This window comes from Pseudomonas sp. P108 (assembly GCF_032613195.1).
In the GTDB taxonomy this organism is placed as follows: Bacteria; Pseudomonadota; Gammaproteobacteria; order Pseudomonadales; family Pseudomonadaceae; genus Aquipseudomonas.
Genome location: NZ_CP126691.1, coordinates 3,458,312 through 3,484,591, shown reverse-complemented (window position 1 = coordinate 3,484,591; position 26,280 = coordinate 3,458,312). Strand labels below are relative to the sequence as shown.

Below are 26,280 nucleotides of genomic sequence, written 5' to 3'. Positions count from 1 at the left end.
GCGGCGAAGGATGCTCCAGGCTGATGATGTCGTTTCTTCCCAGGATGGATAATTACCAATGCTCAAGTTCAATGCTCATCTCGGTTTTCAATTCAATGAATTGCCTTTTCTGCAACGCATCGAAGCCGCCGCAGCCGCCGGTTTCCGGGCAGTTGAATTCCCGTCGCCGTATGAATTCGACGCCAGTCTGCTTGCCGACCATCTAGCCCAATACAGTTTGCCGTTGATTCAGTTCGCCGCCCCGGCTGGCGTGACCAAAGGCATCGCCGCGTTACAGGGCAGGGGCGAGGAGTTTCGTGACGGGTTGCTCCAGGCCGCCCGCTACGCAAAGACCTTGGCGTGTGCGGATGTCCACATCATGTCGGGCGTTACCACGCAGAATGACGCTGAGCGAACCTACGCGGGCAACCTGGAATATGCGGTCAAGTACTTGGAAGACCAGGGGCTGCGGCCGCTGATCGAAGTGATCAGCGCGGAGGCGATGCCGGGCTATTACATGTCTGACTTCAGCAAGGCGCAACAGGTACTGGAGACCTTCCCGAGTGTCGGGCTGATTCTTGATCTTTACCATGCCCAGCTTTTGACCGGAGACGCAGCCGATGTGCTGGCGCGGTTTTATGACAGAACCGTCCATGTGCAAATCGCCGATTGCCCGGGTCGTCACGAGCCGGGAACGGGGAGTATCGACTTTGCTGCGTTGTTCGCGGCGCTGGAGCAGCGCGGGTACGCGGGATGGATTGGGTGTGAGTACCGTCCTTCTGGAACTACCGTTGAGAGTCTTGACTGGTTCAAGCAGCTGAGTGCTTAGGTTCCAAGCGAAGATCTTTGAGTCGCCGATGTGGGGACAATCGCCGCCATCAAAGGCAGAAGCCCTTGATGGCCGAGCGAGAAGAACTCGTCGATATCGGCCTGACGCTGGCGAGTAGGGGGGAGTTAATGCCTGATGCGGTTTTTGTAAGCAGAACTATTTTGTTCGGAGATTGTGATCCGGCAGGGGTGGTTTACACCCCGCGATTCTCATATTTTGCTGTAGAGGCCATTGGTGTAGCACTCGACAGATGGGTAGGGGGTCCGGGGCTTAGAGCGGTGATGAGTTTTAATATATTGCCGCCGGTGCGTGCGATGTCGATCGAGTTGCTGGCTCCGCTGACGTGGGATGACGAAATGACTATTAAAGTTAGCGTGGCCAGGTTGGGGAAGCACTCTTTTACTTTTTTGGTTGAGGGGTTTATAGGCGAAGGCGTGCTGGCATTTACCGCGAATGTCACACACGTTTGTGTCTCACCGGAAAGTAAGGAAGTTGTACCCATTCCAGCTCCGTTGCGAGCGCTTCTTTCGTAGACGATCAGACGGACTCAACAAAGTTTCGGGGGGGGGCAAGTGTCCGGTTGTGGCCAGAATCTACCGTTCCTCACCGGCAGCTATGGGGCGATTGCAGCGTTGGTGACCGGCAGCAATCGGCCAGAAGCGGACAGCCGTCCTGCTGGCACGCATAGCGTGTCCATTTTGTCGAAGTAAAATGGGCGTTAATGGCCTCCTGAGCGAATGGAATCCCTAATCCCCAACCCTGATTCACTGGGTTCAAAGATTTGCGTTCTACTTGGGTTGGATGCCCCTTCCGGGGATCCTCTCTATCTCAACACGTGACGCGCGGGTAATCTCCCATCCACTGGTGGCCGGACACAATTTTTTACGGTACTTTGTACTGGCATGAGGCCATATTCAAGGCAGGACGCACCTCCACGGCACGGGCCAATGTCCCCTAGCCGGTACCGTTCCTGCGCATTCATTTCGTGACAGGAACGACCATGTCAGGCGGCGAAACCGATAACATTGCGAGACTCGCGGAGCTCGTTTCCAACGACATCTTCAGCTTTTTCAGGTGGAAGAAAGAGGGGCCACCCAACCTCAACTTCGTCTGTGTGAAGAGGGAAACTCACGCCCCGTTGAAGAAGTCCGAGCACACACACCCGGCTGACGTGGTGTTCAAGTACGCAGATCCTTACCTGAACAAAGCCATCTACCTTCATACCGATTTGAAGAGTTATGCGGTTGGCTCCATCACTCTGGACTCGATCAAGAAGGCCTTGAAGTCTTTGGGCAAGACCATCGACTGTGCTCGTGCTTCGCCGGAATGGCGGACTCGCTATCATTTGGCTAAGCGTGAGAAGTATGAAATCCGTGGGATGCTGTTCGTCTATAACCACGATGACGATTACGACAAGAATTTCTACGATCACTTCAAGAATTACAAAGGTGAGAATCTGCACATCAAAGATTCTCAACAGGTTCATATCGTCGAACCTTCATTGATCAATTACCTGAAGACCTTGCAGCTCGATGTAAACACCCTGAGGGCGGAAGGGAAATTCCCGAGAGACAATTACACCTTCTATTACCCTGACCTCGTCTTGCACAAGGCCAGTGGTGAATACTGGGATCGTGCGGCCACCGCAGAACTCATCGCCTCGCCATATATGATCATTCACCACAAAGAGGTGAAGTCGTACTGCGAGAAGGCCCAAGACGTGACTGAGACTTATAGCGAAGGCTATCTGATCTATTATCGTCGCGATGGCAGCACTGAGATCGAGTTCAGGTACCTCTTTGACGCGCTTTCCAGGTTCCAGATCCTTAACGCCAACAAGGACTTGAAGATCCGAATCAGGGTTGCCAATCGCCACCATCACAGCAGCATCATCAGCAACTTCAATGCTGCCATTAACAGCTATGTGACCGAGTGGGGCGAAGACGAAAACCGCAAGCGGAAACTGCAGGCGATCGAACTAGAAGTGGTAAATCACGCGATTCCGAACTATAAGCCCGAAGTAATCGGATGGGAGCGAGACTGACATGAGAATGGGTAGTTTGTACTTTGCATCCGACAAAGCGATCTACGATGCGCTCACGCAGCGAAGCCTGACGAGCGCTGAGCTCAGGAAGGTCTTCCTCTCCAGAGGGATCGTGATTTCCAATGAATCGGACAAAAAATTCCTAGCCAATCGATTCAGTGCCCTGTTCCATGACTACTACGACTATCGGAACCTGTCCCTTCTGGTGGGTGGGCGTGACAGTCGTGAGAAAACCACCAATGTGGTCGTCACGACAGCTGTCACTAAAGACCAACTGACCGACGCTCTCACCTCCGTCAAGGAGTGGCTGGTGGATGACCAGCACGAGCAGGCTGAGGTGGCCGTCCATGGTGATCAGCTCAAGCTCACCGTCAAATACCAAAAGCTCGATTTGAGTCAGGCAGAGTTCCGCCAGGTGGTTGAGAAGACGGCGGAGGTGATCCTTGAGAAGCAGGGCAGTGGCTGGAAGATCACTGGCCCCATGAACGACAAGTTCAAGGACATCACAGATCAATTGTATTCCCAGATCGAGATAGTCACTGATCAGGACGTGGCGACCCGAACCATTTCCTTGGAGGCGATTCCTGATGCGGGCATCAGGACGAATTTCCTTCGCAGCTTGATCCGCAATCTCAAGGACATGGAGGTGGTCGATGTGGTCGACGTCTCCACGTTCAACCCTAAAGACCAAGAAGATGATGACCTGGATCTCAGTGACGATGCGTTGGTGATCGAGGATTCGATTGAGGTTGAGTCAGAAGATGAGGGTGAGGAGGGGGAAGATGGCAACCCTGAAGCCGAACTGACCAGGCCGCAGCCAGAAGCCAGGATTCACAAGGTCATCCGCATCGACAAGGCGTCCCTGAAGGGTAAGGGTGTCTTGGAGTCGAAGCAGTTGCTTGAGCTTGAAGGCCACGGGTTCTATATGTGGAAAATTCGATGGAAAGCTCGTGAGAAGCTCGTTGGGTCTGAGCTAGTCCTGTTTGAGGCTCAGTTTGGTAACCAGGCTAAGTACTGCGATTTCTCCTACATCGTCAAAGGTGTCTACAACTACAACAACGGGAAATACGCCAAAAACCTGGTACGTGCCGAGCCGGTGTTCGAGCAGAAGCTCAAGATCCGCTTGGAGGAGGCGGCGCAGAAGACTCTGAATGACATCGAAAGGAGTCTGACGACATGAAGTCAAAGCGGCTGAAACTCTGGGTTCTGACCGCTCGCATTGACTTTCAGACCCTTGTGCATGGACTTCGACAACAGCAGTTTAACGACCAGACTCGCGTTGGTGTCGAGGCTATCGAGATCCTGGATGACAAGGCAACCTTTCGGTACCACGAGCAGCGGGATATCACCCAGTCGTTCACGAACCCTCTGGGCGAAACCGTCGAATCGAGTTACTCGACGTTCATCAGCTTCGACATGGTTTTCGAAAAACTTGGGCCGGATCGGTATTCGATCTGCATGGGTTCGCCACCGAAGGATTTGAAGCCGTTCGTGGAGCTCATGCGAGCGGCAACCGGGACGAACTTCGCGCTGGAGATTGTGAAGCCGGACATCTCTTCGGTTTATCAGCAGCTCAAGGCTGACAAGCGCTTCACGAGAGTCATGGCCAAGCGGATCGTTTCTGGAGCGGTGACGTTCGACATCGAAAGCAGCTACCGGGTCGATATTGCCTCGACGGGGAACGCGATGACGAAGTTGTTGGAGATCACGGGTGGCCGCGCGGCCCCGATCGACAAGATCAAAATCGTCTACACGTACGACTCAAGGCCTGTTCAGATTGAGCTCTCGCGCTCAGGTGTGATTGCAGTGTCGTGGGATGATGAGGAGCACCTTCACCTGCTGACAGGTCTCTTGATCCGGTAGATAGAGAGGCTAAGAGAAGTCGAGCGGGTGCATCAGATCTGTCTCGGCTGGCTCGGCGCCTGGGGCTTCCACAAAACCCGGCCCCGCCCATAAAACGCTTGACTCCTAGTAACCAGAAAGGGGACGGCTCTATATTCTCTAGTGTCCCCTTTTGGCCGAATGCAGTCTGTCGTGAAGGGCTGCAATCGGCCCAAAGCCGCCGTTCGCCAACAACATAATTCGGCAAGACGCGGTCATTCAATCTTTAGAAAAGGGGACTGATTTATTTTATATGTCAGCGTTCCAGAAATAAATCAGTCCCCTTTTTTTCGAGTTGCCGTCAGACCTAGTAGAAGTCGGCCAAACTATAGCTGAATGGCCGTCAAAAACATCAATAGTTATAGATTAAAAATCTTACTTCCGCATTCAGGAGAGATGTCTGCCCCATGATTGAGAATTCCAAAGAGTTCATGCTTTTTAATGTGTACGACTATGCCGCAATGGTGGAGCAGTGTGTCGATAACTCCCAAACATTTTTAGAGGTGTGGTTATTGGATGAACCTTCTATAGCTATATCTTTGTATCGACCTACAAGGCTTGGTATTCTAAATAGATATATTTATGCAATGATATCGACGTGGTTGCGGCGTGAGTACAGAAAGAATTCTGATTGCTATGAATTTGAAGAAATTGAGGGGGTGGAACGTTGCTTTGAAGTTTATGGTGTAAAATTTATAGATTATTCGACATTCTTGGAAAAATGCAATGGTGTAGACTTTCCAGGATGTGAGCGCTTCTACGAGTGGTTTCTCCTAAACGAGGAAGCATTTAATTCTTATTGGGAAAAAATAGCTGATGAGGTTTTTCATATTATGTTTGCTAATAGGGGGTTCCTGATACGCTTCAGTGAATCGCTTGCGGAATTCGTTGAGGATAATTTTTCGGTTTTTATAAAAACAATTAAGACGGATTCGAATAGTATCGCCCGATACCCTCAAGTTCCTAGCTGGCTTAAAAAGGGTGTTTTTTTTCGAGATGGAGGGCGCTGTGTCTTGTGCAGGGTTGATTTGAGTGGACTCCACGCAACTGATAGAACGTTGCATTATGACCATATAGTTCCTCTTGCCAGATATGGGACAAATGATCCGTCAAACTATCAACTGCTATGCAAAAAGTGCAATCTTAAAAAATCTGCTTCGAATCCCGTGACAGGTAGCCACTACAATGCATGGTGGGATTATTGACCGTCATAGGTTTTATCAAAAAGGGGACTGATTTATTTTCCTGAAATTAATCAGTCTTCTTTTATTACCCCATACTGAAAAAGGGCTTCTCTTCAGGCACCACTATATTCGACTCAATCTTCTTCCCCATGCTGATGCGAGGTTTGGTCGAATAGCCCAGAGATTCATAAAAGGCTTTGACACTTTCATTTGAGTTGACGATTTGCAGATTGATTTACATGCACTTTCGCGCCGTCAAAGCTCCCTCTGCATAACGGACCAGGTTCATCCCTATGCCTTTTCTGCGGTGCGGCGGGTGCACCGCCACCGAATACAACAATCCACGATGGCCGTCGTATCCGGCGAGAACGGTGCCAACGACCTCATTTCCTGACAGGGCAACAAAGAAAAGGCCATCCGCTGTGGCAAGTTTTTTGTCGATGGCGAGGCTGGGAGTGTTGTGCGCGGTTTCGTATCCGAAAACGGTTTCCCAGAGTTCCAAGACGCAGCGGCGATGGTGTTCATTTGAGTAGTCGGCAATAGCGTTCATGCTGTAGCCCTCACATTGAAGGGGCTGACGCTAGCGCCTTGGCGTAGGTAATGTCCACTGTCTCTTCTTGGCCAATAGCTGCCATTTACCAAAGCAGCTACAGCCAACGCTCATTTCCTCTGTCGGTGCGTACTATCCGGTCGCAACAGAGGGCAGGGGTTAGCTCTTAACCTCAACATGATTCAACGCTTAATTCAGAGCCAGCTCATTCCACATTACCAACTGGGCAATCCCAATCGCAGTTTTGCGATGTGCGGACTCCAGCGTGGCAGCAAAGTTATTCACCATTTCATTGGTCGATCCCAATAATTCGCTGGAAAATAAATCCGGCCACATTTTTTATTTGAACGAGAATTCCCGGCCTTCATGGTTCGACGCATTCTGCGGTTATCGAGCACGCAGGATAGAGATGTGGAGTCCTGAGCTTTTCCGCGAAAACTCTATATTCTGGTTCACGGCAAGAGTATCCAAAGCTTTGGGATCGAATAGTTCCTTGGCTATCTTCATAGACAACCCTGAACTGTCCTGACACACCGCTTCCCGATATCGGAAATCTTAGGGTGTAGCTCTTGGATGTGTTTGACTTTATGGTTCCAAAAGTCTGCTCTGTTGTGCCCATCAACGCTGGATCGTATTCAACTCTGACGAGGTAGGCGTCCTTGCCATGATTAATGAGAGTACATCGATGAACCATCACCTCTTCCTCGGTTTCCGTTGGAAGAGGATCTGAGGTGAACGAGAACTCTGCCAAATATGACTTATCGCGCTCTTCCATTGCCAACTCCAAAGCCCGAAGTTGTGCCTCGATTTGCTTCGTGGCCACTGTCGCCATGATTTTTTGCTGATCTACTGAATTTTTCAACTCCTGAGCCTGAAGCTTCAGCGCCGCGGTGCTCTGCTGTAATTCGGTTGCCTGAATCTTCAGTGCCTCCGTACTCAGTCTCAACCCCTCACCCTGCTGCATGAAACCGAGGACCAGCCAGAACAAACTTACAGTGCCAATCGCACCCGCAAGGAAGTCACCTACTTCGTTGAGGGGCATAGTCAGTAGCGTGTCTGCTCGCCCGCCTATTATCGGCAGGATGAAAGCCAGATATGCCAAAGTCATCGCAACGCCGATCGCACCCAGGTGCTTGCGCAGTCCCCAGCCCTGCGGTCTGACTTTTTGCGAGAAGTAATTCAGCACAACGGTAGCCACAAGCGCCGATACCATCCCCGCAATGATGGTCGTTGAGAGCGGCCATCCTTCATCTGGCACTACTACAGGCGGTGGCACGCGCCAGAACACACCGCCCACTGGTTTCCACAGTTCCGCCATCACAACCTCTAAGCTTCAATCCGCGACACATGGTCAGCGATGATAGCTGCGGCATGAAACGAAAGAAACTTGGTGAAGTGGACAATGGGCGCCATGATCGGTGCCCATTTATGGACTCAGCCGCGTGCGTTGCGCCCTGGCTCATCCTCAGTAACCCGCCACCGCCAATACTTGTCTGGTCCGACCCATACGACAGAGTCAGGTGTCAGTTTCTTAAAGGCGTTCAGCACAGTGGTGCCCAGCACGAGGTTGCCTTCGGTATTTTCGCGCAGCAGTACCTCGCTCTTGGCACTGACGATGTGGTCCACAACGTCGTCCTGGTAAAGGCACCCGTCCTTTTCGATCTGCGCCAACATCCAGTCGGAAACCGACTTGGCATCAGTAGTCACTTTGGCTCGTCCTCGACCGGCACCAGCGAGTCGCCGGGGAAACGGCCCATTTCAAGTTTCTTGCCCGCGAACCACTGGCACTCGAAATTTTTAATGTCGCTACCATAGTTGCCTCGGACTGTCATTACTGGGCCACCAGATTTAATCTTCACCAGATCCCCAACCTTGAATAGTGTTTCCTTTGACATTGCGCTTTCCTTAAGTAGTAGCCAATTGGTATGCCGATAGTATTCTCGTGGCTGCACAAAGCACAATTACGTTTGCATGCGCCGCTTTGCCACGTTTTCACTCATCGTCGTTTATCTTCCTCTCACTGCTGCTGAATTTGACCGGCATCACGTCGCGCTCAGCCAAAGTATCAGGTTCAGGATGCGCGAAGCTGGTATCGAGATGAATCTGATCAGTAAGCAGTCGGCTCTCATGCCTATAAGAAGGCATTGGTAGCGCGCCCAGATATTTTCAATGTGCTGAATTGGAAGTAGCTGTTCGCGAAGGCTGAGATCGGCCAAAATCGGTCTCAATATCGACGCTAGGACACAGAAGAGATATGTTTCACCTTACACTGGAAGCACTGAACCTCCTGCAGGAGCGCCGCCTCAGCTGCGTCACGAAGGCCTCCAATCGACTCCAGCTGGGGGGTGGGCCACCTTCGAAATCGAATGGTTTGTACTGGCTTTATACCAGCTATTCGGATGCGGAGATCCGGTCAGCCTCTCCAAGCCAGAAGAGGGGCTCAGTGGCTATCAATATTCTTGCTGCACATCGTGAGAACTTAGGAATGATCTGCGATCGCAGGGTGGGTGACTTCCGGGTCGTCTATAACGGCATAGGCGGTATCGGTCTCAAGGGGCATGGCGGGCTTAGAGAGCGAATTCTTCAAGAGTTCCGAGGCGGGAATGGAACGGGTTCACTGGCAATCTGCGACACGTCGTTGAACGATCTCACCAAGTGGCGTTACTCATATGTCTTATGGTCAGAAATTGAACACAAGGAGAGCATTCAGTATTTGTCTCTTGCGGAGCGGCTAGAAACGATGTGGCGCTTGCACTTCGGCTGGCCAATTTTGTGCGCGCGGTGAGGCGGGGGGCTCGCCCCGTTTTTTGGAGACGCCCTATGACCGCTCCTGGCCGGAAGCTGACGGTCAGGAGCGACAGCTAAAGGCCAGAAGCAGCCGCTCGGGAGTGGCGTGTTTTGACCGGGCGCTGCCGCACCCGAACGGTTGCATGGGCTGATAGAGAACATCTGCTTTACGCCTCCACTCTCAGCAAAGGGCCGACACCCTGATGAACTCATTCACTGAGCATGTCGCCAGTTTGACGTCTTTTTCTCACACAACTGATCGTCAAAAGCACACCGGCTGCAATGCCTTGTGTACCGCACATAAGCCAGATTAGGCCTATGTGAAAAAGGACCCAGGCACTCAAACCTAAAATCAGTGTTAACAACACCCCAAGTACAAGTAGTGGCAGGTGTTGCAAAGAGGGGCTGTCCTCCAGCGAGTCGGAAAAAATGCTCCAACATGCCCATTGCGAGAACAGCGACAGCAGAAGCCACAACATGATCACCCCCCAACCTGAAAAGGATTGTGAGGTGAACAGGTTGATCGTCGAGGTGATGGTGAACCAAAGAGTGAAGACGAATGTAGTGCTTGAAGGTACGGTATAGGCTGGAAGGGCAATGGCTATCTGAATCAACTTGAGTGTTTGCAAACGAGTCATTCATACGCTCCCTGCGAGTTGAATTTTACCGCGCCCATGGACTCTTCAGTGACTATAGATCAGGAGTTCTTTGAGGGGAGTATGCTGATGGTCAGCTATTGGCCGATTACCGTCATCCACGAGCATCAATTTTCGAACAACCTGTAAGTTACTCTTGATCAAAAGTGATCGCAGGGCTTTTGCTTACCTGCTGGATCCTCGATGGTGCGCGTTGACCTTTCTATTAGTGGCTTCCCATGAGTAACTAATTACGCGCATTGGCGCTTGGTATCTTCGTTTGCGATACCTCCCAACGACGCATGCGATTGGCGCATGGGTACACAGCTCGCTAAGGTCATGATTCGTTTTTGATCCTGCCCGCAAACCGGGAGCAAAAACGTCACCATCACCTTCAGCGGAACCCACATGCGATATCGACGCCTCGACCTTAATCTCTTGGTTGCGCTGGACGCCTTACTGAGCGAATGCAGCGTCAGCAGAGCGGCCGAGCGTTTGTGCCTGGGGCAGTCAGCTGCCAGCTCGGCATTGGGCCGCTTGCGTGAACATTTCAACGACCCGTTACTGGTGCAAGTCGGGCGCCGCCTGGAACCCACGGCGCTGGGCCTGGAGTTGCTGCCAAAGGTACGTGCAGCGTTGGCACTGACACGGGAAGTCGTCGACGCGCCACTAAGTTTTGACCCGGCGAACTGCGAACGGCACATCACCCTCGTAGCCTCCGATTACGTCGCCGACGTGCTGCTTCCGGCTGTCAGCCGTGTATTGGCGCGTATCGCTCCGAATATTCGCTTGAGCCTGCGCGACATGCCGGTGCCACGCGACGGTGATGTCGTCAGCGAAGCGCTGGATTATCGGCGCAGCGATTGTGTGGTCGTGCCGCAACGACGGCTGAATCCGGCCTATCCCCATGTGCCGCTCATGACGGACCAGCTCTGTTGTATCGTCTGCGCCCAGCAGCCAGAGTTTAGCGAGCAACTGAGCATGGCCGACTATTGCGCCGCGGCGCATGTGGTGCGCGAGTTTTCCGATGGGCACAACCTGGCGATGGATGCCATGCACCTGCATGAACTCGGCATTGAGCGGCGAGTGGCGGTGACCGTTGAAAGCTTTGTGCTGATGCCGCAATTCATTGTCGGTACCGCACGCATTGCCACGGTGTTTCAACGGCAGGCGCAACGCTTCGCCCAGCGTTATCCGTTGCGCATTCACCCGGCACCGCTGGCTTTTCCCGAGGCCGTTCAAGTTTTGCAATGGCATCCCTATCAAGAACATGACCCGGCCATGCAATGGTTTCGCGGCCTGCTGCTGGAACAGGCCGCGTTGCTCGATCAACCCTCTGTCTGATCGCCGCTGTCGGCGACCAATCCGGCCTTGGCGATGGCCAGCAATGCGCAGCGCTCGTCGTTGTCCGAGGTATCGCCACTGATGCCGATGGCCCCGAGCACCACGCCCTCGGCATTACGGATCAATACACCTCCCGCCACGGGAATCACCTCGCCGCCGGTCAAACTTTTGATCGCGTCGAAAAACGCCGGCATGGCCTGCGCGCGCCGCGCCAGTTCGCGTCCGCCAAAACCCATGCCCAGGCAACCGCGTGCCTTGCCGGTGGCGATTTGCGGGCGCAGGAAAGTGGCGTCTTCGTCGCGCAAAACCGCCAAGGGATGGGCGGCGGCATCCAGTACGGCGACGCCCAGAGGTTTGATCCCGGTTTCCCGAGCAATGCGAATGGCATCGCTGGCCATGTTCGTCGCAGTCAGCAGATCCAGTCGTTGCATGGCATCTGTCCTCATACGGCCCACTTGCCCAGTTGGGCCACGCGGTCGCGGGTGTAAAGATCGGTCCATTTCAGCGAGTTGAAATCGGACACTTGCTTGGGGTTGTAGGGGCTGCGATCCATGCGCACCGGTTGTCCGGCCTTGTAAACGGCCTTCAGGCGCGAACGATCCTGGAGGATGCGGATGTCATCCAGTGGTGAGCCATCAAGCACGAGGAAGTCGGCCTGTTTGCCCACTTGCAGCGTGCCGAGGGTTTCACCGCGCGGCATGCAGCGCGCACCGACAGCGGTTGCGGCGTATAACGCTTCGGCCGGTGTGAATCCAAGCCGAGTCACCAGCAACTCCAGCTCACGAGCATGCCACTCTCCGTAAGGCGTCACCGCAAAACCGCTGTCACTCCCGCAGGCGAACGGTACGCCGGCCGCTTTGGCGCGTTTGAGTACCGCCGAACCGACCTCCAATGTGCGAGCACAATAACCGGCATAACCAGTGCTGATGGCAGGGTCATGGGGCTGACAGAAATCCACGGTGTTTTGCGGGAACGTCATGGTCGGGGCAAGGATGCTGCCGGCCTCAAGCAGCGCTTCGATGCACGCGTCGTCCATGTAAAAGGCATGGAAAACCAGATCAACGCCTGCGCGCGCCGCGTACATCACGGCTTCGCGTCCATAGGCATGGGTGGCGACCTTGCAGCCCAGACGATGCGCTTCCTCAACCATTTCGAAGGTTTCGTCAGCGGTGAAGGCCGCAATGATTTCGCCGTTGGGGCGGCGGTGCGTACCGTCCATGGCGATCTTGATCAGGTCGACGCCATCCTTGGCCTGCTTGCGGATCTCCGCGAGGGCGTCGCTACGGCTGGTGACCAGTTGGGCGGTGAAGTATTCCGGGGCGCCGACCCGACTCGGGAACCAGTCATTGAGACTCTGGCGGTTGGTGATGACGCGGCTGCTGGCCGCGATCCTCGGCCCTTCAAATAAACCAGCGGTGACGGCATTGCGCACGGCGATGCTGAGCTGGCCGCTGTCGCCGGGGCAGACCATGCTGGTGACGCCGGCGGCCAGTACGTGTTGCGCGAAGAACATCCCGCGCAATGCGCGAAATTCGTCACTGGTCCATAGATCAATGTCTTCTTCGCTTTGAGCGTTGCCGAAGGCCAGATGCGTGTGCACGTCCACCAGCCCCGGTATCACGAAATTATCCCCCGCATCCACCTGTGTATCGCCTGGCTGGGGAGCGGGTGCCAACGCGGTGGGCCCAACGTAACTGAGCAGGCCGTTTTCGACGATCAATGTCTGTTGTTGGCGGGTTTGCAGTCCGGTGCCGTCAAACAGGGTCTGGCATTTCAGGTGCAGGGCAGTCATGGCGTCTTCGCTATGTGATTGTTATGCAAAGAGAGGCTAGAGAGCAGGCGAGGGGACGACCAGCAGATTGCATCGATGGCTGCGCATTGACGGCATCAATAGCTGCGCCAGCGCTTGAATCCGTTAATGCAAAACGCCGGACAATCGAAAGATTGTCCGGCGTTTTTTATGGCGTGTTTTTCAGTGGATCAAGCGGTGCGACCGCCGAGGGTTTCGGCAACCCAGTCGGCAATGTATTGCCCGGCATTGATGCTGTTGTCGAAGCTCGAATGCTGCACACCACCTTCACGTTCGGTGAAGATTTTCAATTCACATTTTGGACTGTTGACCAGTTGTTCGTAGGTGCGATGCGCCCACTTCAACGGAATCTGCGAATCCTGCTCACCGTGGGTGACGAGGAAGGGCACCTTGATCCGGTCGAGCACGCCATCGAGGTGGACGTCTTCGGCGATGGTCATGAACTCTTCGACGTCCTTCGCGCCCCACACCCAGCAGACATGCGCCCAGTAGTGCGGCACCGGGAAGCTGCCTTCCTTTTCCAGTCGACGCTTTTGCACATCACGCCAGTCATGGTTGGCGCCCCAGACTACGCCGCAGGCGAAGCGTGGTTCGAATGCAACCGCGCGCGGGCAGTAATACCCTCCAAGGGAGACACCTTCGAGCCCGATACGTTTGGCATCGATGTCGCTTCGGGTTTCCAGCCAATCCACCACAGGACTGGCCCAGTGTTCACTGTCGAATCGTGCGGTCAGGCCATGCAGGCGCAGCGCTTCGCCGGTGCCGGGCTGGTCGATGATCAGCGAAGAGATGCCGCGTTTCGCCAGCCAGGCGGGCAAGCCCACGCGGTATTTCATTTCTTTGGTCGAGTCCAGACCATTGACCTGCACCAGAATCGGCGCCGGCCCCTCGACGCCTTCGGCACGCACGAGCAAGCCGGAAAGATGTTTGCCCTCGTAAGGGATTTCCACCCGTTCACAGTTTTCCCGCGACAATTCGATGCCGCGCTTGAAGGTCTGCAGAAAACGCTGATACAGCTCGGTACGGCCTGGCGCACCATGAGCTTGCAGACGCTCGCAGGTCAAATAATAAGTGGCGGCGCGGTTGTATTTTTCGCCAGCCGAGAGCATCCGGCCATTGCCTTCGTCTTCCTCAGCCAGACCGCAAAGCTTGTCAGCCATTTTCGCCCAGGTCTCGCGAAAGGCGCGGGTGCCGGCCGCGTCCGGCTGCTTGGCTGCCTCTTGCAGCGGGGCGCACATCTCTTCGATTTCGCCCATGCGGGCGCCCATTTCGATGGCCAGGTCGACAGAGAGATTCCAAACGTAGTTGGTCGGGAAATAGCGAAACATGATTATTGTTGTCCTTATGGTTGCCTTGGCATTCCCAAGGCACGTTAAGGATCACCCGACTAATTGGCCAATCGTGACGGCGGATACGAGGTATCGCGAGATACGATGGGCACGTGTTGCAGATGCTGGATGGATTCGCTGATGCGTTCGCGCAGCCAGCGGTGCATCGGGTCACCGTCAACGCTGCGGTGCCACAACATGTACTCGCGCATGACCGGAATCTTCACCGGCGGCGGCAGGATGCGCAGCGGCAGATAGTGCGCGTAGAGGTTCGCCAGACGTTGGTGCATCGTGGCGATGCGCTGCGTGCCGACAATCAGTTGCGGCAGGGTATTGAAGTCGCTGGTGATCACTTCAATGCGCCGATTGAAGCCGTATTGATTCATGAACCATTCTTCGATGCTCATGTGCCGGGTACGGCCGAAGCCCACCGAGACATGGCCCATCTCCATGTACTGCTCAAGGGTCAGGGTGTCGCCGACTTGCGTATTGCCTTGCCACACCACGCACACGTGTTCTTCCTCGAACAGCAGGCGTGAAGGGTGGCCTTCGATGATGTAGCGCTCGGGAACAATCATCAGATCGACCTCGCCACGCACCAGCAACTCGCCGGAATTGTCGCTGGGCCCAAGCATTTCGAAAGTGATGTTGGGCGCTTGCTGATGAATGTTCTGGATCACTTGGGCGAACAGCACGCTGATCAGATAGTCCGAGGTCACCAAGCGAAAATGACGCTTGCTGGTGGCCGGGTCGAACACCGGTTTGGCGGTGATTGATGACTGGATCGTCAGCAGGACTTCACGCACCGGTTTGGCCAGTTCCGTGGCATAGGGCGTGGGCTGCATCTTGCGTCCCACCTGCACCAGCAACTCATCCTCAAAGTAGGTGCGCAAACGCGCGAGCACACCGCTGGTGGCGGATTGGGTCATGTGCAGGCGTTCGGCAGCGCGGGTGATGTTCTGCTCTTCGAGCAACACATCGAGCGCGACCAGCAGGTTCAGATCCAGATGGTTGAAACGCATGGGCAGGTCCGTTTTTGTATTTATTTTCGCAATACATTCGAACGAATCCATCGACACGTCAACCTTCGTCGCAGGTATCGCGTTTGCCGATAGGTCGCATCCCGACTCGCGATTAGTCAGCTGTCAGCCCTTGCGCCAATCTTCGCCGCAGTCGGCCCTGCTGCCGACACCACCACCGGTTTCCAGTCAGGCCTGGCGCGCTGCAAGGCGTCCATGGCGACAGTCACCGGATCATAATTTCAATGGAGTGGTAAGCCATGAACATCATTGGCCTTGATGCCCTGATTTTTGGCGTCGATGACATTCAAGCCTGCACTGATTGCCTGCGCGACTACGGCCTTGCGCCGGTCGGCGTTGGCAGCAACGGCGGGCGTTTCGAAGCACTGGACGGCACTGCCGTGATTATCCGTCGAGCCGACGATCCTGATTTGCCAGCGGCGATCGGCCCGGCGCCGTCGATTCGCGAGACGGTCTACGGGGTCGCTGCGATCAGCGATCTGGATGCCATCGAAGATGAGCTGGCCCGTGATCGTAGTGTCCGTCGCGATCAACACGGCGTGCTGCACAGCGTTGACGACATGGGTTTCGCCATCGCTTTTCAGGTCACTGTACGCAAGCCTTACAGCGCACCGGATGACCTGACCAACGCCGCCGGCCATGCGCCACAGCGGCCGCTTAACCAGCCGGGCATTACCCTCGATATGGGCGCTGCTCCGCGCACTTTGTCCCACGTGGTGTATTTCGTACCCGATGCAGCGAAAGCTGAAGCTTTTTACGCCGAGCGTTTGGGTTTTCGCACCACCGACACTTTCATTGGCGCCGGGCCGTTCATGCGCCCGGCCGGCTCTGACGATCACCATTGCCTGTTCATGATCCAGACCCCGCCGCACATGAAAGGCTGCGAACACTTCACCTTCCACATGGGCAGTGGCACCGAAGTGCTGCTGGCCGGGACGCGATTCGAGCAAAAGGGCTGGACCAGTTTCTGGGGGCCGGGCCGTCACCTGTTTGGCTCCAACTGGTTCTGGTACTTCAACAGTCCGCTGGGCTGCCACATCGAATACGACGCCGACATGGACAAACACGATGACGCCTGGGAGGCCCGTCGCGCGCCGTTGTCGGCGGATAACTCGCAGCTGTTCCTGTTCAGCGCCAAAGAAAAATGGGCCCCGGGCGGACCACCGCCAAAACTCGGTTGAGGCCGGCGCTGATCATGAGCGCTATTGCGCAGCCATTGTGTCGGCTGGACGAACTGGAGGAGGGCCGGGCGCGCGGATTCGATCCGTTGGCGCAGGGACGCGACAGCGTGTTTGCCCTGCGTCACGACAATCAGGTGCGGGTCTATCGCAACCGTTGTCCGCATCTGGACGTGCGCCTGGAGTATCGCAAGGACCGCTTCCTGTCCGCCGATGGCCAACTGATCGTCTGCTACGCCCATGGCGCGCAATTTCTGCCGGCGACCGGCGAGTGCATCTACGGCCCGTGCCTGGGCCAGACGCTGGAGGCGCTGCCGTTCTGCGAGAAGGATGGCTGGCTGCTGGTGCGAATGCCTGAAGAGTTGCCGCAGCCGGGATAAATCGAGGTATCGCGTACGGCGATACATCGCATCCTTACTCGCGATTAGTCAAATCCCTGCTTTGCCGGGAAGCTTCATCCAACGATGCCGTGCCCGACGCAGCATCGATCACAAGAATAAAAAGAGAGAACACCATGAGTGCAGTGAACAACGTTCTGATCGTGGGCGGTGGTATCGGCGGCTTGTGTGCGGCCATCGCCTTGCGGCGTAAAGGTATCGAGGTCGACCTGATCGAGCTCAAGTCCGAATGGACAGTCTATGGCGTCGGGATTATTCAACAGAGCAACGTCGTCCGTGAAATGGCCAAGCTGGGCGTTCTCGACGGTTATCTCGATGCCGCTTATGCCTTCGAAGACGTCGCCATCTACGGCCCGGGCGGGCAACAACTGGCGCGCATTCCGGGTCAGCGACTGGCCGGTCCGCAGTACCCCGCCAACGTCGGGATTTCCCGTTTGGCTTTGCACAAAGTCCTCAGCGAAACCGCGCTGCAACTCGGTGCCAACGTGCGTTTGGGCCTGAGTGTGGAAGCGCTGGACGACAACGGCACAGAGGTCGACGTGTTGTTTACCGACGGCAATCGCGGCCACTACGACCTGGTGGTCGGTGCCGACGGACTGTTTTCGAAAGTGCGCAGCCTGGTCTTCGGCGATGCCTACACCCCGCGTTTCACTGGTCAGTCGGTGTGGCGCTACAACTTTCCCCGCGCGGCACAGATCGATCATCTGGCCAACTATCAAAGCGCTGACGGCAACGCCGGGCTGGTGCCGCTGGCCGGCGACTTGATGTACCTGTTTCTGACGTCCCACGAGCCGTCCAATCCGTGGATGGATCCTGCCGATCTGGCTGCGCAGATGCGCCAGCGCCTGCAAGGTTTTACCGGTCTGATCGGCGAACTGCGCGAGCAAATCACTGACAACAGTCAGGTCGTCTACAAGCCGATGGAAGTGGTGTTTGTCGATGAACCGTGGCATCGCGGCCGCGTCCTGCTGATTGGCGATGCGGCCCACGCCACCACGCCGCACCTCGGTCAAGGCGCCGGCATGGCCATCGAAGACGCGATTGTGCTCAGCGAAGAACTCACTCGCGAGCAGTCCGCCGCCACCAGCGTCGAACAGCAGCTGCAGCGTTTCATGGCGCGGCGTTTCGAGCGTTGCAAATACATCAGCGAAAGCTCGGTGCTGGCCGGCGACAAGGAAATGCAACACGACCGCGCCTTCGATCGCATTGGCCTGGTCAAGCAAATGCTCGCGCGCACTGCCGAGCCAATCTAAGCCCCACCTGCGACGCATCCACAGCAGTTACCACTATAAAAACAAGAGGTTAACGCGATGGTTAGTTCTACGACTGCGGCGCTCGCGCGTCGCCCGGTCTGCTCGTCTGCACCCTTTGGTTTGAGCGTTGCTGCGCTGCTGGTGCTGTGCAGCCAGACCGCCTTCGCTTTCGACATTGATACCGGCAACCCGGATTTCAAGTTGCGCTGGGACAACACGATCAAGTACAGCGCTGCCTGGCGCACGCAGAATCCGAGCAGCAAATTGACCGAGGGTCAGGTAGCGCTCAATCAGGACGATGGTGATCGTGCCTTTAAAAAGGGCCTGATCTCCAATCGCACCGACATCCTCTCGGAGCTGGATCTGTCATTTAAGGACTTCGGCGCACGTTTGAGCGGTGCAGCGTGGTACGACAGCGAGTACCAGGGCAACAACGACAATAACGATCCGTCCCGCGCCAACGCACGTTCCGTGGGCTACGACGAGTTCACCGATGACACCCGTCATTTGCACGGTGGTGACGGCGAAATTCTCGACGCGTTCGTCTACTGGAACGGTGAACTGGCCGACCGCGCAACGTCGGTGCGCGCCGGCCGTCATGGCCTGATCTGGGGCGAGAGCCTGTTCTTCGGCGCCAACGGCATTGCCGGTGGCATGGCCCCGGTTGACGTGGTCAAGGCGCAGTCGGTGCCTAATACGCAGTTCAAGGAAATCACCCGTCCGGTCAATCAACTGTCTGGCACCTTCCAACTGACTGACGACGTATCGCTCGGCGCTTACTACCAACTCGAGTGGGAAGAAACCCGACTGCCCGCCGCCGGCAGCTATTTCTCCACCAGCGACACCATTGGCGAAGGCAATGAGCGTTTGATCGTCGGGGCACCGTTTCCGGCATTCCTCGGCGGCAACCCGGCCAGTCCCGCCGCGTTTTTCCACGGTAATGACAAGGAAGCGCGCAGTTCGGGGCAGGGCGGTCTGCAACTGAAATACAGCGCTGAGACCGTCGAGTACGGCCTCTACGCCATTCAGTACCACGACAAGACGCCGAAGCTGTATCTGAAACCGTCGACGGCGGCGCCGAACTTCAGCACCGGCCAGATCGGCGAGTACTACTGGGTTTACCCCGAAGATATTCGCGCGCTGGGCGCGAGTTTTTCCACCACCGTGGACGAATACAGCTTCGCCGGTGAAGCGTCGATGCGCTGGAACATGCCGCTGGTCTCGAACGGTCAGACCGTGCTGCCCGGCGTCATTGCCGACAACGATGATGACGCGCTCTACGCGGTCGGGCGCACCGCTCACGTCAACTTGAACGTGTTGGCATCGTTTGGCCCCAACTTCATCGCCCGCGAGTCCGGACTGGTTGGTGAAGTGGCGTGGAACCGCCTGCTTAGCGTCACCAAAAATCGCGCCGCGCTGGACCCGAACGCCACCGATGATGGCCTCGGTTTCAAAGTCGTCTACACGCCGACGTACCGACAGTTCTTCTCCGGCATCGATATCAGCATTCCGGTTGGCGTCAGTTATTTCCCGCTGGGCAAATCAGCGGTGGTCAGTTCGTTCGGCCCGGACAACGGTGGCGACATCAACATCGGCATCACCGCCACTTACCTCGATCGCGTCACGGCCGGCCTGACCTACACGCATTACTACGGCGCCGAGGACACCAACCTCAACGGCCTCAGCCAGTTCAATTACAAGCAATCGCTGAAGGATCGGGATTACCTCGCCTTCTCCGTCAAGACCACGTTTTAAGAGGACTTGCGCATGACTTCTCACCACCACAATCGTGTCCCGCGCCTTACGGCCCTGTGCTTTGCCTTGCTCGGAACGCTGACCGTCCTGAGCCAGGTTGCAACTGCGGCCACCGCAGAAGAAGCCGCCAAGCTGTCGAGCAGTCTCACGCCAATGGGTGCCGAGCGCGCTGGCAATGCCGACGGCAGCATTCCGGCCTGGCAGGGCGGTTACACCAAGGTTGACCCGGCGTACAAACCGGGCGGCAAACGTAGCGATCCGTTTGCGGCCGACAAGCCGCTGTTCAGCATCACCTCGAAGAACCTGGCGCAATACGCCGCCAAGCTCAGCGATGGCACCAAGGAGATGTTCAAGCGTTTTCCCGAGACCTATCGCATCGATGTCTATCCGACCCGTCGCTCGGCCGCTGCGCCGCAATGGGTGTACGACAACACCCTAAAAAACGCGACCCGCGCCAAGCTGGTCGACAGCAGCGCCGGACCTGTGCCCGAAGGTGCGTTTGGTGGGATTCCATTCCCGATTCCGCATAACGGCGCCGAAGCCATGTGGAACCACATCCTCAACTGGCGCGGCACGTCACTGGCCATGCACTTTCGCCATTACCTGATGACTGCAGACGGCAAACAGGTGATGACCACCGACGGCCAGGCGATCCAGGACATGCCGTATTACTACCAGGACGGCACGCCGGAAAGTTTCGCCGGTGATTACTGGCTGTTCCGCCTGCTTAATGTCGGCCCGCCATTGCGTGCCGGTGAGCAAATCATGGGGCGCACCAATATCAACGGCGACAAGTCCCAGGCTCACGTCTATCTGACCGGCCAGCGCCGCGTGCGCAAATTGCCGAATGCCTGCTGCGACACACCGACGCCGGCCACCGCCGGGGTGATGTCGTTCGATGAGTTGAGCGTGTTCCAGGGGCGCATCGATCGCTTCGACTGGAAACTGGTCGGCAAGCAGGAAATGTATATCCCTTACAACACCAACAAAGTCCTGACCGCCGGCAAACCGGAAGACCTGTTTCTGGCCCATCACATGAATCCTGATTACGTGCGCTGGGAATTGCATCGCGTGTGGGTGGTAGACGCCGAACTCGCGCCGGGCAAGCGTCACCAGTTGCCGAAGGGCCGCTACTACCTCGACGAAGACACTTGGCAAGCGATGCTCGGCGATCGCTGGGACGCCAACGGCCAACTCGCCAAAACCTTGTGGTCGCTACCGGCCGTGCTGCCGGATCTGCCAGCGCAAGCGCAGCTATCTTCGGGTTTCTACGACCTGACCTCCGGCGCCTGGTTTATCCAGAACGTCTACACCGGTCTGCCTGAGCAATACGGCGTGGTCGATCGCTACAAGGCGTCTGAATTCTCGCCGGCGGCGATGGCGGGTGCCGGGGTTCGTTGAATCGGGCCGGATCGCGACACGCTGTGGCGATCCGGTTTCACAGGTGGTTTCGAGGTCGGTATGAACAGAATCTGTCAGGTGCTCGGGCGGTTGTTAGCGCTGCTGGCGCTGCCTTGCGTATTACCCGTAAGCCAGGCTCAGGCTGCTGTTGTCGGTGATGTATTGCACACCCCGGCAATGCGCGCGCCGCAGGCCCGGCAAGCCGTCTTGCTTGATCTGGCGCGGGCAGGTGCGCGGTTGGTGGCGGTCGGCGAACGCGGCATCGTCTTGCTCTCCGATGACAACGGTATCAATTGGCGGCAGGCGCAGGTGCCGGTCTCCGTCAGCCTTACGGCGGTGCAGTTTGTCGATGCGAACACGGGCTGGGCGGTCGGCCATGCCGGTGCGGTGCTGGTCTCCCACGACGGCGGTGAAAACTGGGCGTTGCAACTGGACGGCGATCGCGCTGCGCAACTGGAATTGCAGGGCGCACGCGAGCAATTGCCGACAGCGACTGACCCCGACGCAGCGGCGGCACGTGTGCAAACTGCCGAACGGATGGTCAGCGAAGGCGCGGACAAACCGTTTCTGAGCCTCAAGTTCACCGATGCGCGTCACGGCCTGATCGTCGGCGCCTACGGCCTCGCGTTTACCACCGAGGACGGCGGCGTGAGCTGGCAGTCGCTGATGGGCCATATCGACAATCCGATGGGCGCGCACCTGTATGCCGTCGCGCAACACGACGAGCGTTGGTTCATCGCCGGCGAGCAAGGCTATGTGGCGCGTTCCGAGGACGGCGGACGATCCTTCGTCGCGCTCGACAGCCCGTACAGCGGCAGCTTTTTCGCCCTGCAAGTACGCGATGACGGCACGCTGCTGGCGGCAGGCCTGAAAGGCAACGCGTTCATTTCCACCGACGACGGCAACAGCTTCGTGCCCGCGCCCGTACCGATGCCCGTGTCCTTCAGTGAAGCGATTCGCAGCGCTGACGGCCAGCTGTTGTTGGTCAATCAGGCGGGCGCAATGTTTCGCACCACGGGCGACGCACCCACCCTGCAGCCTTTCGGCAAACCGCTGGGCAAACCGATTTCCAGTGTCGTGCAGGCCGCCGATGGCAGCCTGGTGCTGGCCGGTTTCACCGGGGTGACGCGCCTGGCGTCGCCCACTGCTACAGCTTCGGAGTGAGGTTATGAAACCATTCGACAACGCCACGGCCAGCCTGGCGAGTTTCGACCCGCGCTCCGGCTCGGTCGTGGAACGCACTTTGTTCAATCACCGGTTGTGGGTGTTGCTGGTGTGCCTGGTGACCACGCTTTTCTTGGGCTATCAGGCCACGCGTGTCGAGCTGAACGCCAGTTTCGAAAAGATGATTCCCACGCAACAACCCTACATCGCCAATTATCTGCAACATCAAAAGCAGCTCAGCGGTCTGGGCAACTCCTTGCGCATCGTTGTCGCCAATCGCCAGGGCGATATCTACGACGCTGAGTATCTGAAAACCTTGCAGGCCTTGAGCGACAAGCTTTACCTGCTGCCCGGCGTCGACCGTGCCTACATGAAGTCGCTGTGGACCCCGGCAACGCGTTGGGTCGCAGTGACGGAAGACGGACTGGATGGCGGTCCGGTGATTCCGGACGATTACGCGGGCACCCCGGCCAGTCTCGAGGCCTTGCGCCGCAACGTGCAGCGCTCCAACGAGCTCGGCCAACTGGTCGCGTTCGATCAAACCTCGAGCATCATTTACGTGCCTTTACTGGCGACGACTGCCGACGGCCAGGCGCTGAATTACTCGGTGCTGTCGGAGCAACTGGAGGCGTTGCGCAGCGAGTACCAGAACGACAGGATCGACATTCACATCACCGGTTTCGCGAAAAAGGTCGGCGACCTGATTGCCGGGCTCAAGCAGATCCTGTTGTTCTTCGCCGTCGCAATCCTGATCACCACCGCCGTGCTGTTCTGGTACACACGCTGCCTGCGTAGCACGGTGCTGGTGGTGTTCTGTTCGCTGGTGGCGGTGGTCTGGCAGCTGGGTCTGTTGCCGTTGCTCGACTATCAGCTGGATCCGTATTCGGTGCTGGTCCCGTTTTTGGTGTTCGCCATCGGCATGAGCCACGGTGCGCAGAAGATGAACGGCATCATGCAGGACATCGGTCGCGGCATGCACCGGGTGGTGGCGGCGCGCTTCACCTTTCGACGGCTGTTTCTGGCCGGGCTCACGGCATTGCTCTGCGATGCAGTGGGTTTCGCCGTGCTGATGCTGATCAAGATCCAGGTGATTCAGGATCTGGCCGTGATCGCCAGTATCGGTGTGGCGGTGCTGATTTTCACCAACCTGATTCTGCTGCCGGTGTTGCTGTCCTACGTCGGCGTAACGCCACGTGCGGCGCAATTGAGCCTGAAGAGCGAGCAGAACGATCAGGCCGGCGCGCGGCGTCATGGCTTCTGGCGTTTTCTCGATCTGTTTACCCGCCGTCGCTGGGCCAGCCTGTGCATTGCCATCAGCCTGGCGTTGGCGGCATTGGGCTTTGTGGTCAGCCTGCAATTGAAGATCGGTGATCTGGATGCCGGTGCACCGGAGCTGCGGGCCGACTCACGCTACAACCAGGACGATGCGTTTCTGACCCGGCATTACGGCGCCAGCAGTGATTTGTTCGCGGTGATGGTCAAGACCCCGGCCGGACAATGTGCGCGTTACGACATCCTTGCCAAGGTCGATGCGCTGGACTGGCAACTGCGTGCGCTGCCGGGGGTGGATTCGACCAACTCGCTGGCCTTGCTCAACCGGCGCATGCTGGTTGGCCTCAGCGAAGGCAGCGCCAAGTGGTACGAGTTGCAGAACAATCAGGCGATGCTCAACATGATCACCGCCAGTGCGCCACGCGGCTTGTACAACGAAGATTGCAGCCTGCTCACGCTGTACGCCTACCTCACCGACCACAAGGCTGAAACGCTGACGCGGCTGGTCGAGCACGTCGAGCAATTCGCCGCCGCCAATAACGACCAGGACGTGCAGTTCCTGCTGGCAGCGGGCAATGCCGGCATCGAAGCGGCGACCAATATCGTGGTCAAGCAGGCCAACCGCGAGATGCTGTTCTGGGTCTACGGCGCGGTGATCGTCCTGTGCCTGATCACCTTCCGCTCGTGGCGCGCCACGCTGTGCGCGGTAATTCCGCTGATGGTCACCTCGATCCTCTGCGAAGCATTGATGGTCTGGCTGAACATCGGCGTGAAGGTCGCGACGTTGCCGGTCATCGCGTTGGGTGTCGGCATTGGCGTCGACTACGCGTTGTACGTGATGAGCATCTTGCTCGGCCATCTGCGCCAGGGCGCAAGCCTTTCAGAAGCCTATTACCGCGCACTGGTGTCCACGGGCAAAGTGGTGATGCTCACCGGCATCACGCTCGCCATTGGCGTGGCCACGTGGATCTTCTCGCCGATCAAATTCCAGGCTGACATGGGCGTGCTGCTGGCGTTCATGTTCGTCTGGAACATGGTCGGCGCGCTGCTGCTGTTGCCAGCGCTGGCGTACTTCCTGTTGCCTGCACGGCGGACGAACACCGACGCAGAAACGCCGGCGGAGGCGATCAATCTGAGCCAGCCTTCGCGAGCCGTGGCGGTAGATATTCATCAAGCGCGTCATCGGGAGACCTGTCATGGCCGTTGAGTCTTCAATTGAAAACAGCGGCCGTCGCGCCGGTTTGACGCAGTCGTTGCTGTTGCTGCTCGGCAGCTGTCTGCCCGTGCTCGGCGCGGTATTGCTCGCACCGGTATTGCCGCGCATGCAGGCCCATTTTGCCGAGGTCGCGGGCAGCACCGTGCTGGTGCCGATCGTGCTGACCTTACCGGCATTGATGATTGCAGTACTGGCGCCGTTTGCCGGGGTCATCGCCGACCGGCTCGGGCGCAAACCGCTGTTGTTGGCGAGCATGGCCCTGTACACGCTCTGCGGTGTGTTGCCGCTGTGGCTGGATTCGCTGCCGGCCATTGTCGCCAGCCGCGCCGGGATCGGTCTGGCAGAGGCGGGGATCATGACCTGCTGCACGACGCTGATGGGCGACTACTACAGCGGCGCACGCCGTGAACGCCTGTTTGCACTGCAAATGGTCGCGACGTCGCTGTCCGCTGCGGTGTTTATCGCGCTGGGTGGTTTTCTCGGTCAGGAAGACTGGCGCACGCCGTTTGCGCTGTACGCGGTCGGGCTGATTTTCCTGCCGCTGATGGCGTGGAAACTCTGGGAACCGCAACCCCGCGTGCAACCGGCAGCAACGCTGCCGGTGCCAGTCCAGCGCCTGTTTCCGTGGCGCGCACTGACACCCCTGTATGCGTTGTCGCTGCTCGCGGGGCTGAGCCTGTTCATCGTGCCGGTGCAGGCCGGCTACTTGCTCAACTTGTTGCACGTGGATGCGCCGCAGCAGATCGGCATGACCATGGGCGCCAATCAACTCGGTGTGCTCGTCGGCGCCTTGAGTTTCCGTTTGTTGAGCGGTCTGCGCAGCCAGCATCTGTTGCTGATTGCCTATGGCCTGGCCGGCATCGGCGGCCTGTTGATGGCCGCTGCCGGCAGCCACGCGCAAGTGGTGGTCGCGGTCTTGATCAACGGTCTGGGCATCGGCCTGATGTTGCCGACGTTGATCACCTGGATCATGGCGCAGGTCGGTTTTGCTCAGCGTGGGCGAGCGGCGGGGTGTTTCACCGCCGCGATTTTCGCTGGCGAGTTCATCAGTCCGCTGGTGGTGCTCGCCATCACCTCCGGGGTTTCCACGGCGTTGCCGCAAGCGTTGACCATGATCGGTTGGCTGCAACTGGTCGTGGCGCTGTTTTGTCTGTCCGTGCCGAGGCTCGGTGGTCTGTTGATCCGCAGCCATGTCGGCGGTCACGACTCCATCGGCAACGGCCATTGAACGA

24 protein-coding genes and 2 pseudogenes are annotated in these 26,280 nt (G+C 57.2%); 16 read left to right on the top strand and 10 right to left on the bottom strand.

What is annotated here, in order from left to right:
• Nucleotides 1-58: 58 nt before the first annotated feature.
• The 6 genes from QOM10_RS15275 (at nucleotide 59) to QOM10_RS15250 (ending at nucleotide 5,938) form a co-directional block, all read left to right on the top strand.
• Nucleotides 59-808: a hydroxypyruvate isomerase family protein gene (locus QOM10_RS15275; RefSeq protein WP_095112206.1), complete on the top strand. Its 750-nt coding sequence runs from the start codon at nucleotides 59-61 to the stop codon at nucleotides 806-808.
• A gap of 128 nt (nucleotides 809-936) precedes the next feature.
• Complete coding sequence (locus QOM10_RS15270) at nucleotides 937-1,341, top strand: thioesterase family protein (protein WP_316918382.1); 405 nt, start codon at nucleotides 937-939, stop codon at nucleotides 1,339-1,341.
• Between the two features lie 467 nt (nucleotides 1,342-1,808).
• Complete coding sequence (locus QOM10_RS15265; protein ID WP_127927725.1) at nucleotides 1,809-2,852, top strand: hypothetical protein; 1,044 nt, start codon at nucleotides 1,809-1,811, stop codon at nucleotides 2,850-2,852.
• 1 nt (nucleotide 2,853) lies between these two features.
• Nucleotides 2,854-4,032, top strand: coding sequence for a hypothetical protein (locus QOM10_RS15260; RefSeq protein ID WP_238704339.1), 1,179 nt, complete (start codon nucleotides 2,854-2,856; stop codon nucleotides 4,030-4,032).
• The gene (locus tag QOM10_RS15255) at nucleotides 4,029-4,715 is read left to right on the top strand and encodes a hypothetical protein (RefSeq protein WP_127927723.1); all 687 of its coding nucleotides are present in this window, start codon (nucleotides 4,029-4,031) and stop codon (nucleotides 4,713-4,715) included. The genes QOM10_RS15260 and QOM10_RS15255 overlap by 4 nt, the downstream gene beginning before the upstream one ends.
• A gap of 425 nt (nucleotides 4,716-5,140) precedes the next feature.
• A complete protein-coding gene (locus QOM10_RS15250; protein WP_316916403.1) occupies nucleotides 5,141-5,938 on the top strand; it encodes an HNH endonuclease in 798 nt (265 codons plus the stop codon).
• A 64-nt stretch (nucleotides 5,939-6,002) separates the two neighbouring features.
• Here the strand turns inward: QOM10_RS15250 and QOM10_RS15245 are convergent.
• The 5 genes and pseudogenes from QOM10_RS15245 to QOM10_RS15230 all read right to left on the bottom strand — a co-directional run.
• A pseudogene (locus QOM10_RS15245) lies at nucleotides 6,003-6,470 on the bottom strand (GNAT family acetyltransferase); the annotation flags it as partial.
• Between the two features lie 186 nt (nucleotides 6,471-6,656).
• Nucleotides 6,657-6,785 (bottom strand): annotated as a pseudogene (locus QOM10_RS31320) (DUF6124 family protein); the annotation flags it as partial.
• A 46-nt stretch (nucleotides 6,786-6,831) separates the two neighbouring features.
• Complete coding sequence (locus QOM10_RS15240; RefSeq protein ID WP_127927719.1) at nucleotides 6,832-7,785, bottom strand: hypothetical protein; 954 nt, start codon at nucleotides 7,783-7,785, stop codon at nucleotides 6,832-6,834.
• A 116-nt stretch (nucleotides 7,786-7,901) separates the two neighbouring features.
• Nucleotides 7,902-8,174, bottom strand: coding sequence for a DUF6953 family protein (locus QOM10_RS15235; protein WP_127927717.1), 273 nt, complete (start codon nucleotides 8,172-8,174; stop codon nucleotides 7,902-7,904).
• Entirely contained in the window at nucleotides 8,171-8,362 is a 192-nt protein-coding gene (locus tag QOM10_RS15230; protein ID WP_127927715.1) for a YodC family protein, read from the bottom strand. Before QOM10_RS15230 ends, QOM10_RS15235 begins: the two co-directional genes overlap by 4 nt.
• 548 nt (nucleotides 8,363-8,910) lie before the next feature.
• Between QOM10_RS15230 and QOM10_RS15225 the strand changes: the two genes are divergently transcribed.
• Entirely contained in the window at nucleotides 8,911-9,252 is a 342-nt protein-coding gene (locus tag QOM10_RS15225; protein ID WP_238553866.1) for a hypothetical protein, read from the top strand.
• Between the two features lie 211 nt (nucleotides 9,253-9,463).
• Here QOM10_RS15225 and QOM10_RS15220 read toward each other — a convergent pair whose 3' ends face one another.
• A complete protein-coding gene (locus QOM10_RS15220; protein WP_127927711.1) occupies nucleotides 9,464-9,892 on the bottom strand; it encodes a hypothetical protein in 429 nt (142 codons plus the stop codon).
• Nucleotides 9,893-10,297: 405 nt separating this feature from the next.
• On the opposite strand from QOM10_RS15220, the gene QOM10_RS15215 reads away from it, so the two are divergent.
• The gene (locus QOM10_RS15215) at nucleotides 10,298-11,233 is read left to right on the top strand and encodes a LysR family transcriptional regulator (RefSeq protein WP_316916402.1); all 936 of its coding nucleotides are present in this window, start codon (nucleotides 10,298-10,300) and stop codon (nucleotides 11,231-11,233) included.
• Here QOM10_RS15215 and QOM10_RS15210 read toward each other — a convergent pair.
• From QOM10_RS15210 to QOM10_RS15195, 4 genes are all read right to left on the bottom strand, one after another.
• Nucleotides 11,218-11,664 (bottom strand): GlcG/HbpS family heme-binding protein, encoded by a 447-nt coding sequence (locus tag QOM10_RS15210; RefSeq protein ID WP_316916401.1) that lies wholly within the window; start codon nucleotides 11,662-11,664, stop codon nucleotides 11,218-11,220. The two genes, QOM10_RS15215 and QOM10_RS15210, sit on opposite strands and share 16 nt — an antisense overlap.
• Nucleotides 11,665-11,675: 11 nt before the next feature.
• A complete protein-coding gene (locus QOM10_RS15205) occupies nucleotides 11,676-13,025 on the bottom strand; it encodes an amidohydrolase family protein (protein WP_316916400.1) in 1,350 nt (449 codons plus the stop codon).
• A 188-nt stretch (nucleotides 13,026-13,213) separates the two neighbouring features.
• Nucleotides 13,214-14,371: an alpha/beta hydrolase family protein gene (locus tag QOM10_RS15200; protein WP_316916399.1), complete on the bottom strand. Its 1,158-nt coding sequence runs from the start codon at nucleotides 14,369-14,371 to the stop codon at nucleotides 13,214-13,216.
• A 59-nt stretch (nucleotides 14,372-14,430) separates the two neighbouring features.
• A complete protein-coding gene (locus QOM10_RS15195; RefSeq protein WP_007910238.1) occupies nucleotides 14,431-15,393 on the bottom strand; it encodes a LysR family transcriptional regulator in 963 nt (320 codons plus the stop codon).
• Nucleotides 15,394-15,650: 257 nt separating this feature from the next.
• Here QOM10_RS15195 and QOM10_RS15190 point away from each other — a divergent pair, with 257 nt between their 5' ends.
• The 8 genes from QOM10_RS15190 to QOM10_RS15155 all read left to right on the top strand — a co-directional run bounded on the left by QOM10_RS15190 (nucleotide 15,651) and on the right by QOM10_RS15155 (nucleotide 26,276).
• Entirely contained in the window at nucleotides 15,651-16,592 is a 942-nt protein-coding gene (locus QOM10_RS15190) for a VOC family protein (protein ID WP_316916398.1), read from the top strand.
• A 14-nt stretch (nucleotides 16,593-16,606) separates the two neighbouring features.
• On the top strand, nucleotides 16,607-16,969 hold the full coding sequence (locus tag QOM10_RS15185; protein ID WP_316916397.1) for a Rieske (2Fe-2S) protein: 363 nt from the start codon (nucleotides 16,607-16,609) through the stop codon (nucleotides 16,967-16,969).
• 134 nt (nucleotides 16,970-17,103) lie between these two features.
• Nucleotides 17,104-18,240 (top strand): FAD-dependent oxidoreductase, encoded by a 1,137-nt coding sequence (locus QOM10_RS15180; RefSeq protein WP_316916396.1) that lies wholly within the window; start codon nucleotides 17,104-17,106, stop codon nucleotides 18,238-18,240.
• Nucleotides 18,241-18,297: 57 nt separating this feature from the next.
• Nucleotides 18,298-19,995: a DUF1302 domain-containing protein gene (locus tag QOM10_RS15175; protein WP_316916395.1), complete on the top strand. Its 1,698-nt coding sequence runs from the start codon at nucleotides 18,298-18,300 to the stop codon at nucleotides 19,993-19,995.
• 12 nt (nucleotides 19,996-20,007) lie between these two features.
• Entirely contained in the window at nucleotides 20,008-21,396 is a 1,389-nt protein-coding gene (locus QOM10_RS15170) for a DUF1329 domain-containing protein (protein ID WP_316916394.1), read from the top strand.
• Nucleotides 21,397-21,456: 60 nt separating this feature from the next.
• Nucleotides 21,457-22,560, top strand: a complete 1,104-nt coding sequence (locus QOM10_RS15165) for a WD40/YVTN/BNR-like repeat-containing protein (RefSeq protein ID WP_160040119.1) — start codon at nucleotides 21,457-21,459, stop codon at nucleotides 22,558-22,560.
• 4 nt (nucleotides 22,561-22,564) lie between these two features.
• Complete coding sequence (locus QOM10_RS15160) at nucleotides 22,565-25,039, top strand: efflux RND transporter permease subunit (protein WP_316916393.1); 2,475 nt, start codon at nucleotides 22,565-22,567, stop codon at nucleotides 25,037-25,039.
• On the top strand, nucleotides 25,029-26,276 hold the full coding sequence (locus QOM10_RS15155) for an MFS transporter (protein ID WP_316916392.1): 1,248 nt from the start codon (nucleotides 25,029-25,031) through the stop codon (nucleotides 26,274-26,276). Before QOM10_RS15160 ends, QOM10_RS15155 begins: the two co-directional genes overlap by 11 nt.
• Nucleotides 26,277-26,280 lie beyond the last annotated feature (4 nt).

What these genes read in the sequence shown, in the direction of transcription:
- QOM10_RS15275 (WP_095112206.1), top strand. Translation starts at nt 59, where the DNA reads ATGCTCAAGTTCAATGCTCATCTCGGTTTTCAATTCAATGAATTGCCT.
- QOM10_RS15270 (WP_316918382.1), top strand. Translation starts at nt 937, where the DNA reads ATGCCTGATGCGGTTTTTGTAAGCAGAACTATTTTGTTCGGAGATTGT.
- QOM10_RS15265 (WP_127927725.1), top strand. Translation starts at nt 1,809, where the DNA reads ATGTCAGGCGGCGAAACCGATAACATTGCGAGACTCGCGGAGCTCGTT.
- QOM10_RS15260 (WP_238704339.1), top strand. Translation starts at nt 2,854, where the DNA reads ATGAGAATGGGTAGTTTGTACTTTGCATCCGACAAAGCGATCTACGAT.
- QOM10_RS15255 (WP_127927723.1), top strand. Translation starts at nt 4,029, where the DNA reads ATGAAGTCAAAGCGGCTGAAACTCTGGGTTCTGACCGCTCGCATTGAC.
- QOM10_RS15250 (WP_316916403.1), top strand. Translation starts at nt 5,141, where the DNA reads ATGATTGAGAATTCCAAAGAGTTCATGCTTTTTAATGTGTACGACTAT.
- QOM10_RS15240 (WP_127927719.1), bottom strand. Translation starts at nt 7,785, where the DNA reads ATGGCGGAACTGTGGAAACCAGTGGGCGGTGTGTTCTGGCGCGTGCCA.
- QOM10_RS15230 (WP_127927715.1), bottom strand. Translation starts at nt 8,362, where the DNA reads ATGTCAAAGGAAACACTATTCAAGGTTGGGGATCTGGTGAAGATTAAA.
- QOM10_RS15220 (WP_127927711.1), bottom strand. Translation starts at nt 9,892, where the DNA reads ATGACTCGTTTGCAAACACTCAAGTTGATTCAGATAGCCATTGCCCTT.
- QOM10_RS15215 (WP_316916402.1), top strand. Translation starts at nt 10,298, where the DNA reads ATGCGATATCGACGCCTCGACCTTAATCTCTTGGTTGCGCTGGACGCC.
- QOM10_RS15210 (WP_316916401.1), bottom strand. Translation starts at nt 11,664, where the DNA reads ATGCAACGACTGGATCTGCTGACTGCGACGAACATGGCCAGCGATGCC.
- QOM10_RS15205 (WP_316916400.1), bottom strand. Translation starts at nt 13,025, where the DNA reads ATGACTGCCCTGCACCTGAAATGCCAGACCCTGTTTGACGGCACCGGA.
- QOM10_RS15200 (WP_316916399.1), bottom strand. Translation starts at nt 14,371, where the DNA reads ATGTTTCGCTATTTCCCGACCAACTACGTTTGGAATCTCTCTGTCGAC.
- QOM10_RS15195 (WP_007910238.1), bottom strand. Translation starts at nt 15,393, where the DNA reads ATGCGTTTCAACCATCTGGATCTGAACCTGCTGGTCGCGCTCGATGTG.
- QOM10_RS15190 (WP_316916398.1), top strand. Translation starts at nt 15,651, where the DNA reads ATGAACATCATTGGCCTTGATGCCCTGATTTTTGGCGTCGATGACATT.
- QOM10_RS15185 (WP_316916397.1), top strand. Translation starts at nt 16,607, where the DNA reads ATGAGCGCTATTGCGCAGCCATTGTGTCGGCTGGACGAACTGGAGGAG.
- QOM10_RS15180 (WP_316916396.1), top strand. Translation starts at nt 17,104, where the DNA reads ATGAGTGCAGTGAACAACGTTCTGATCGTGGGCGGTGGTATCGGCGGC.
- QOM10_RS15175 (WP_316916395.1), top strand. Translation starts at nt 18,298, where the DNA reads ATGGTTAGTTCTACGACTGCGGCGCTCGCGCGTCGCCCGGTCTGCTCG.
- QOM10_RS15170 (WP_316916394.1), top strand. Translation starts at nt 20,008, where the DNA reads ATGACTTCTCACCACCACAATCGTGTCCCGCGCCTTACGGCCCTGTGC.
- QOM10_RS15165 (WP_160040119.1), top strand. Translation starts at nt 21,457, where the DNA reads ATGAACAGAATCTGTCAGGTGCTCGGGCGGTTGTTAGCGCTGCTGGCG.
- QOM10_RS15160 (WP_316916393.1), top strand. Translation starts at nt 22,565, where the DNA reads ATGAAACCATTCGACAACGCCACGGCCAGCCTGGCGAGTTTCGACCCG.
- QOM10_RS15155 (WP_316916392.1), top strand. Translation starts at nt 25,029, where the DNA reads ATGGCCGTTGAGTCTTCAATTGAAAACAGCGGCCGTCGCGCCGGTTTG.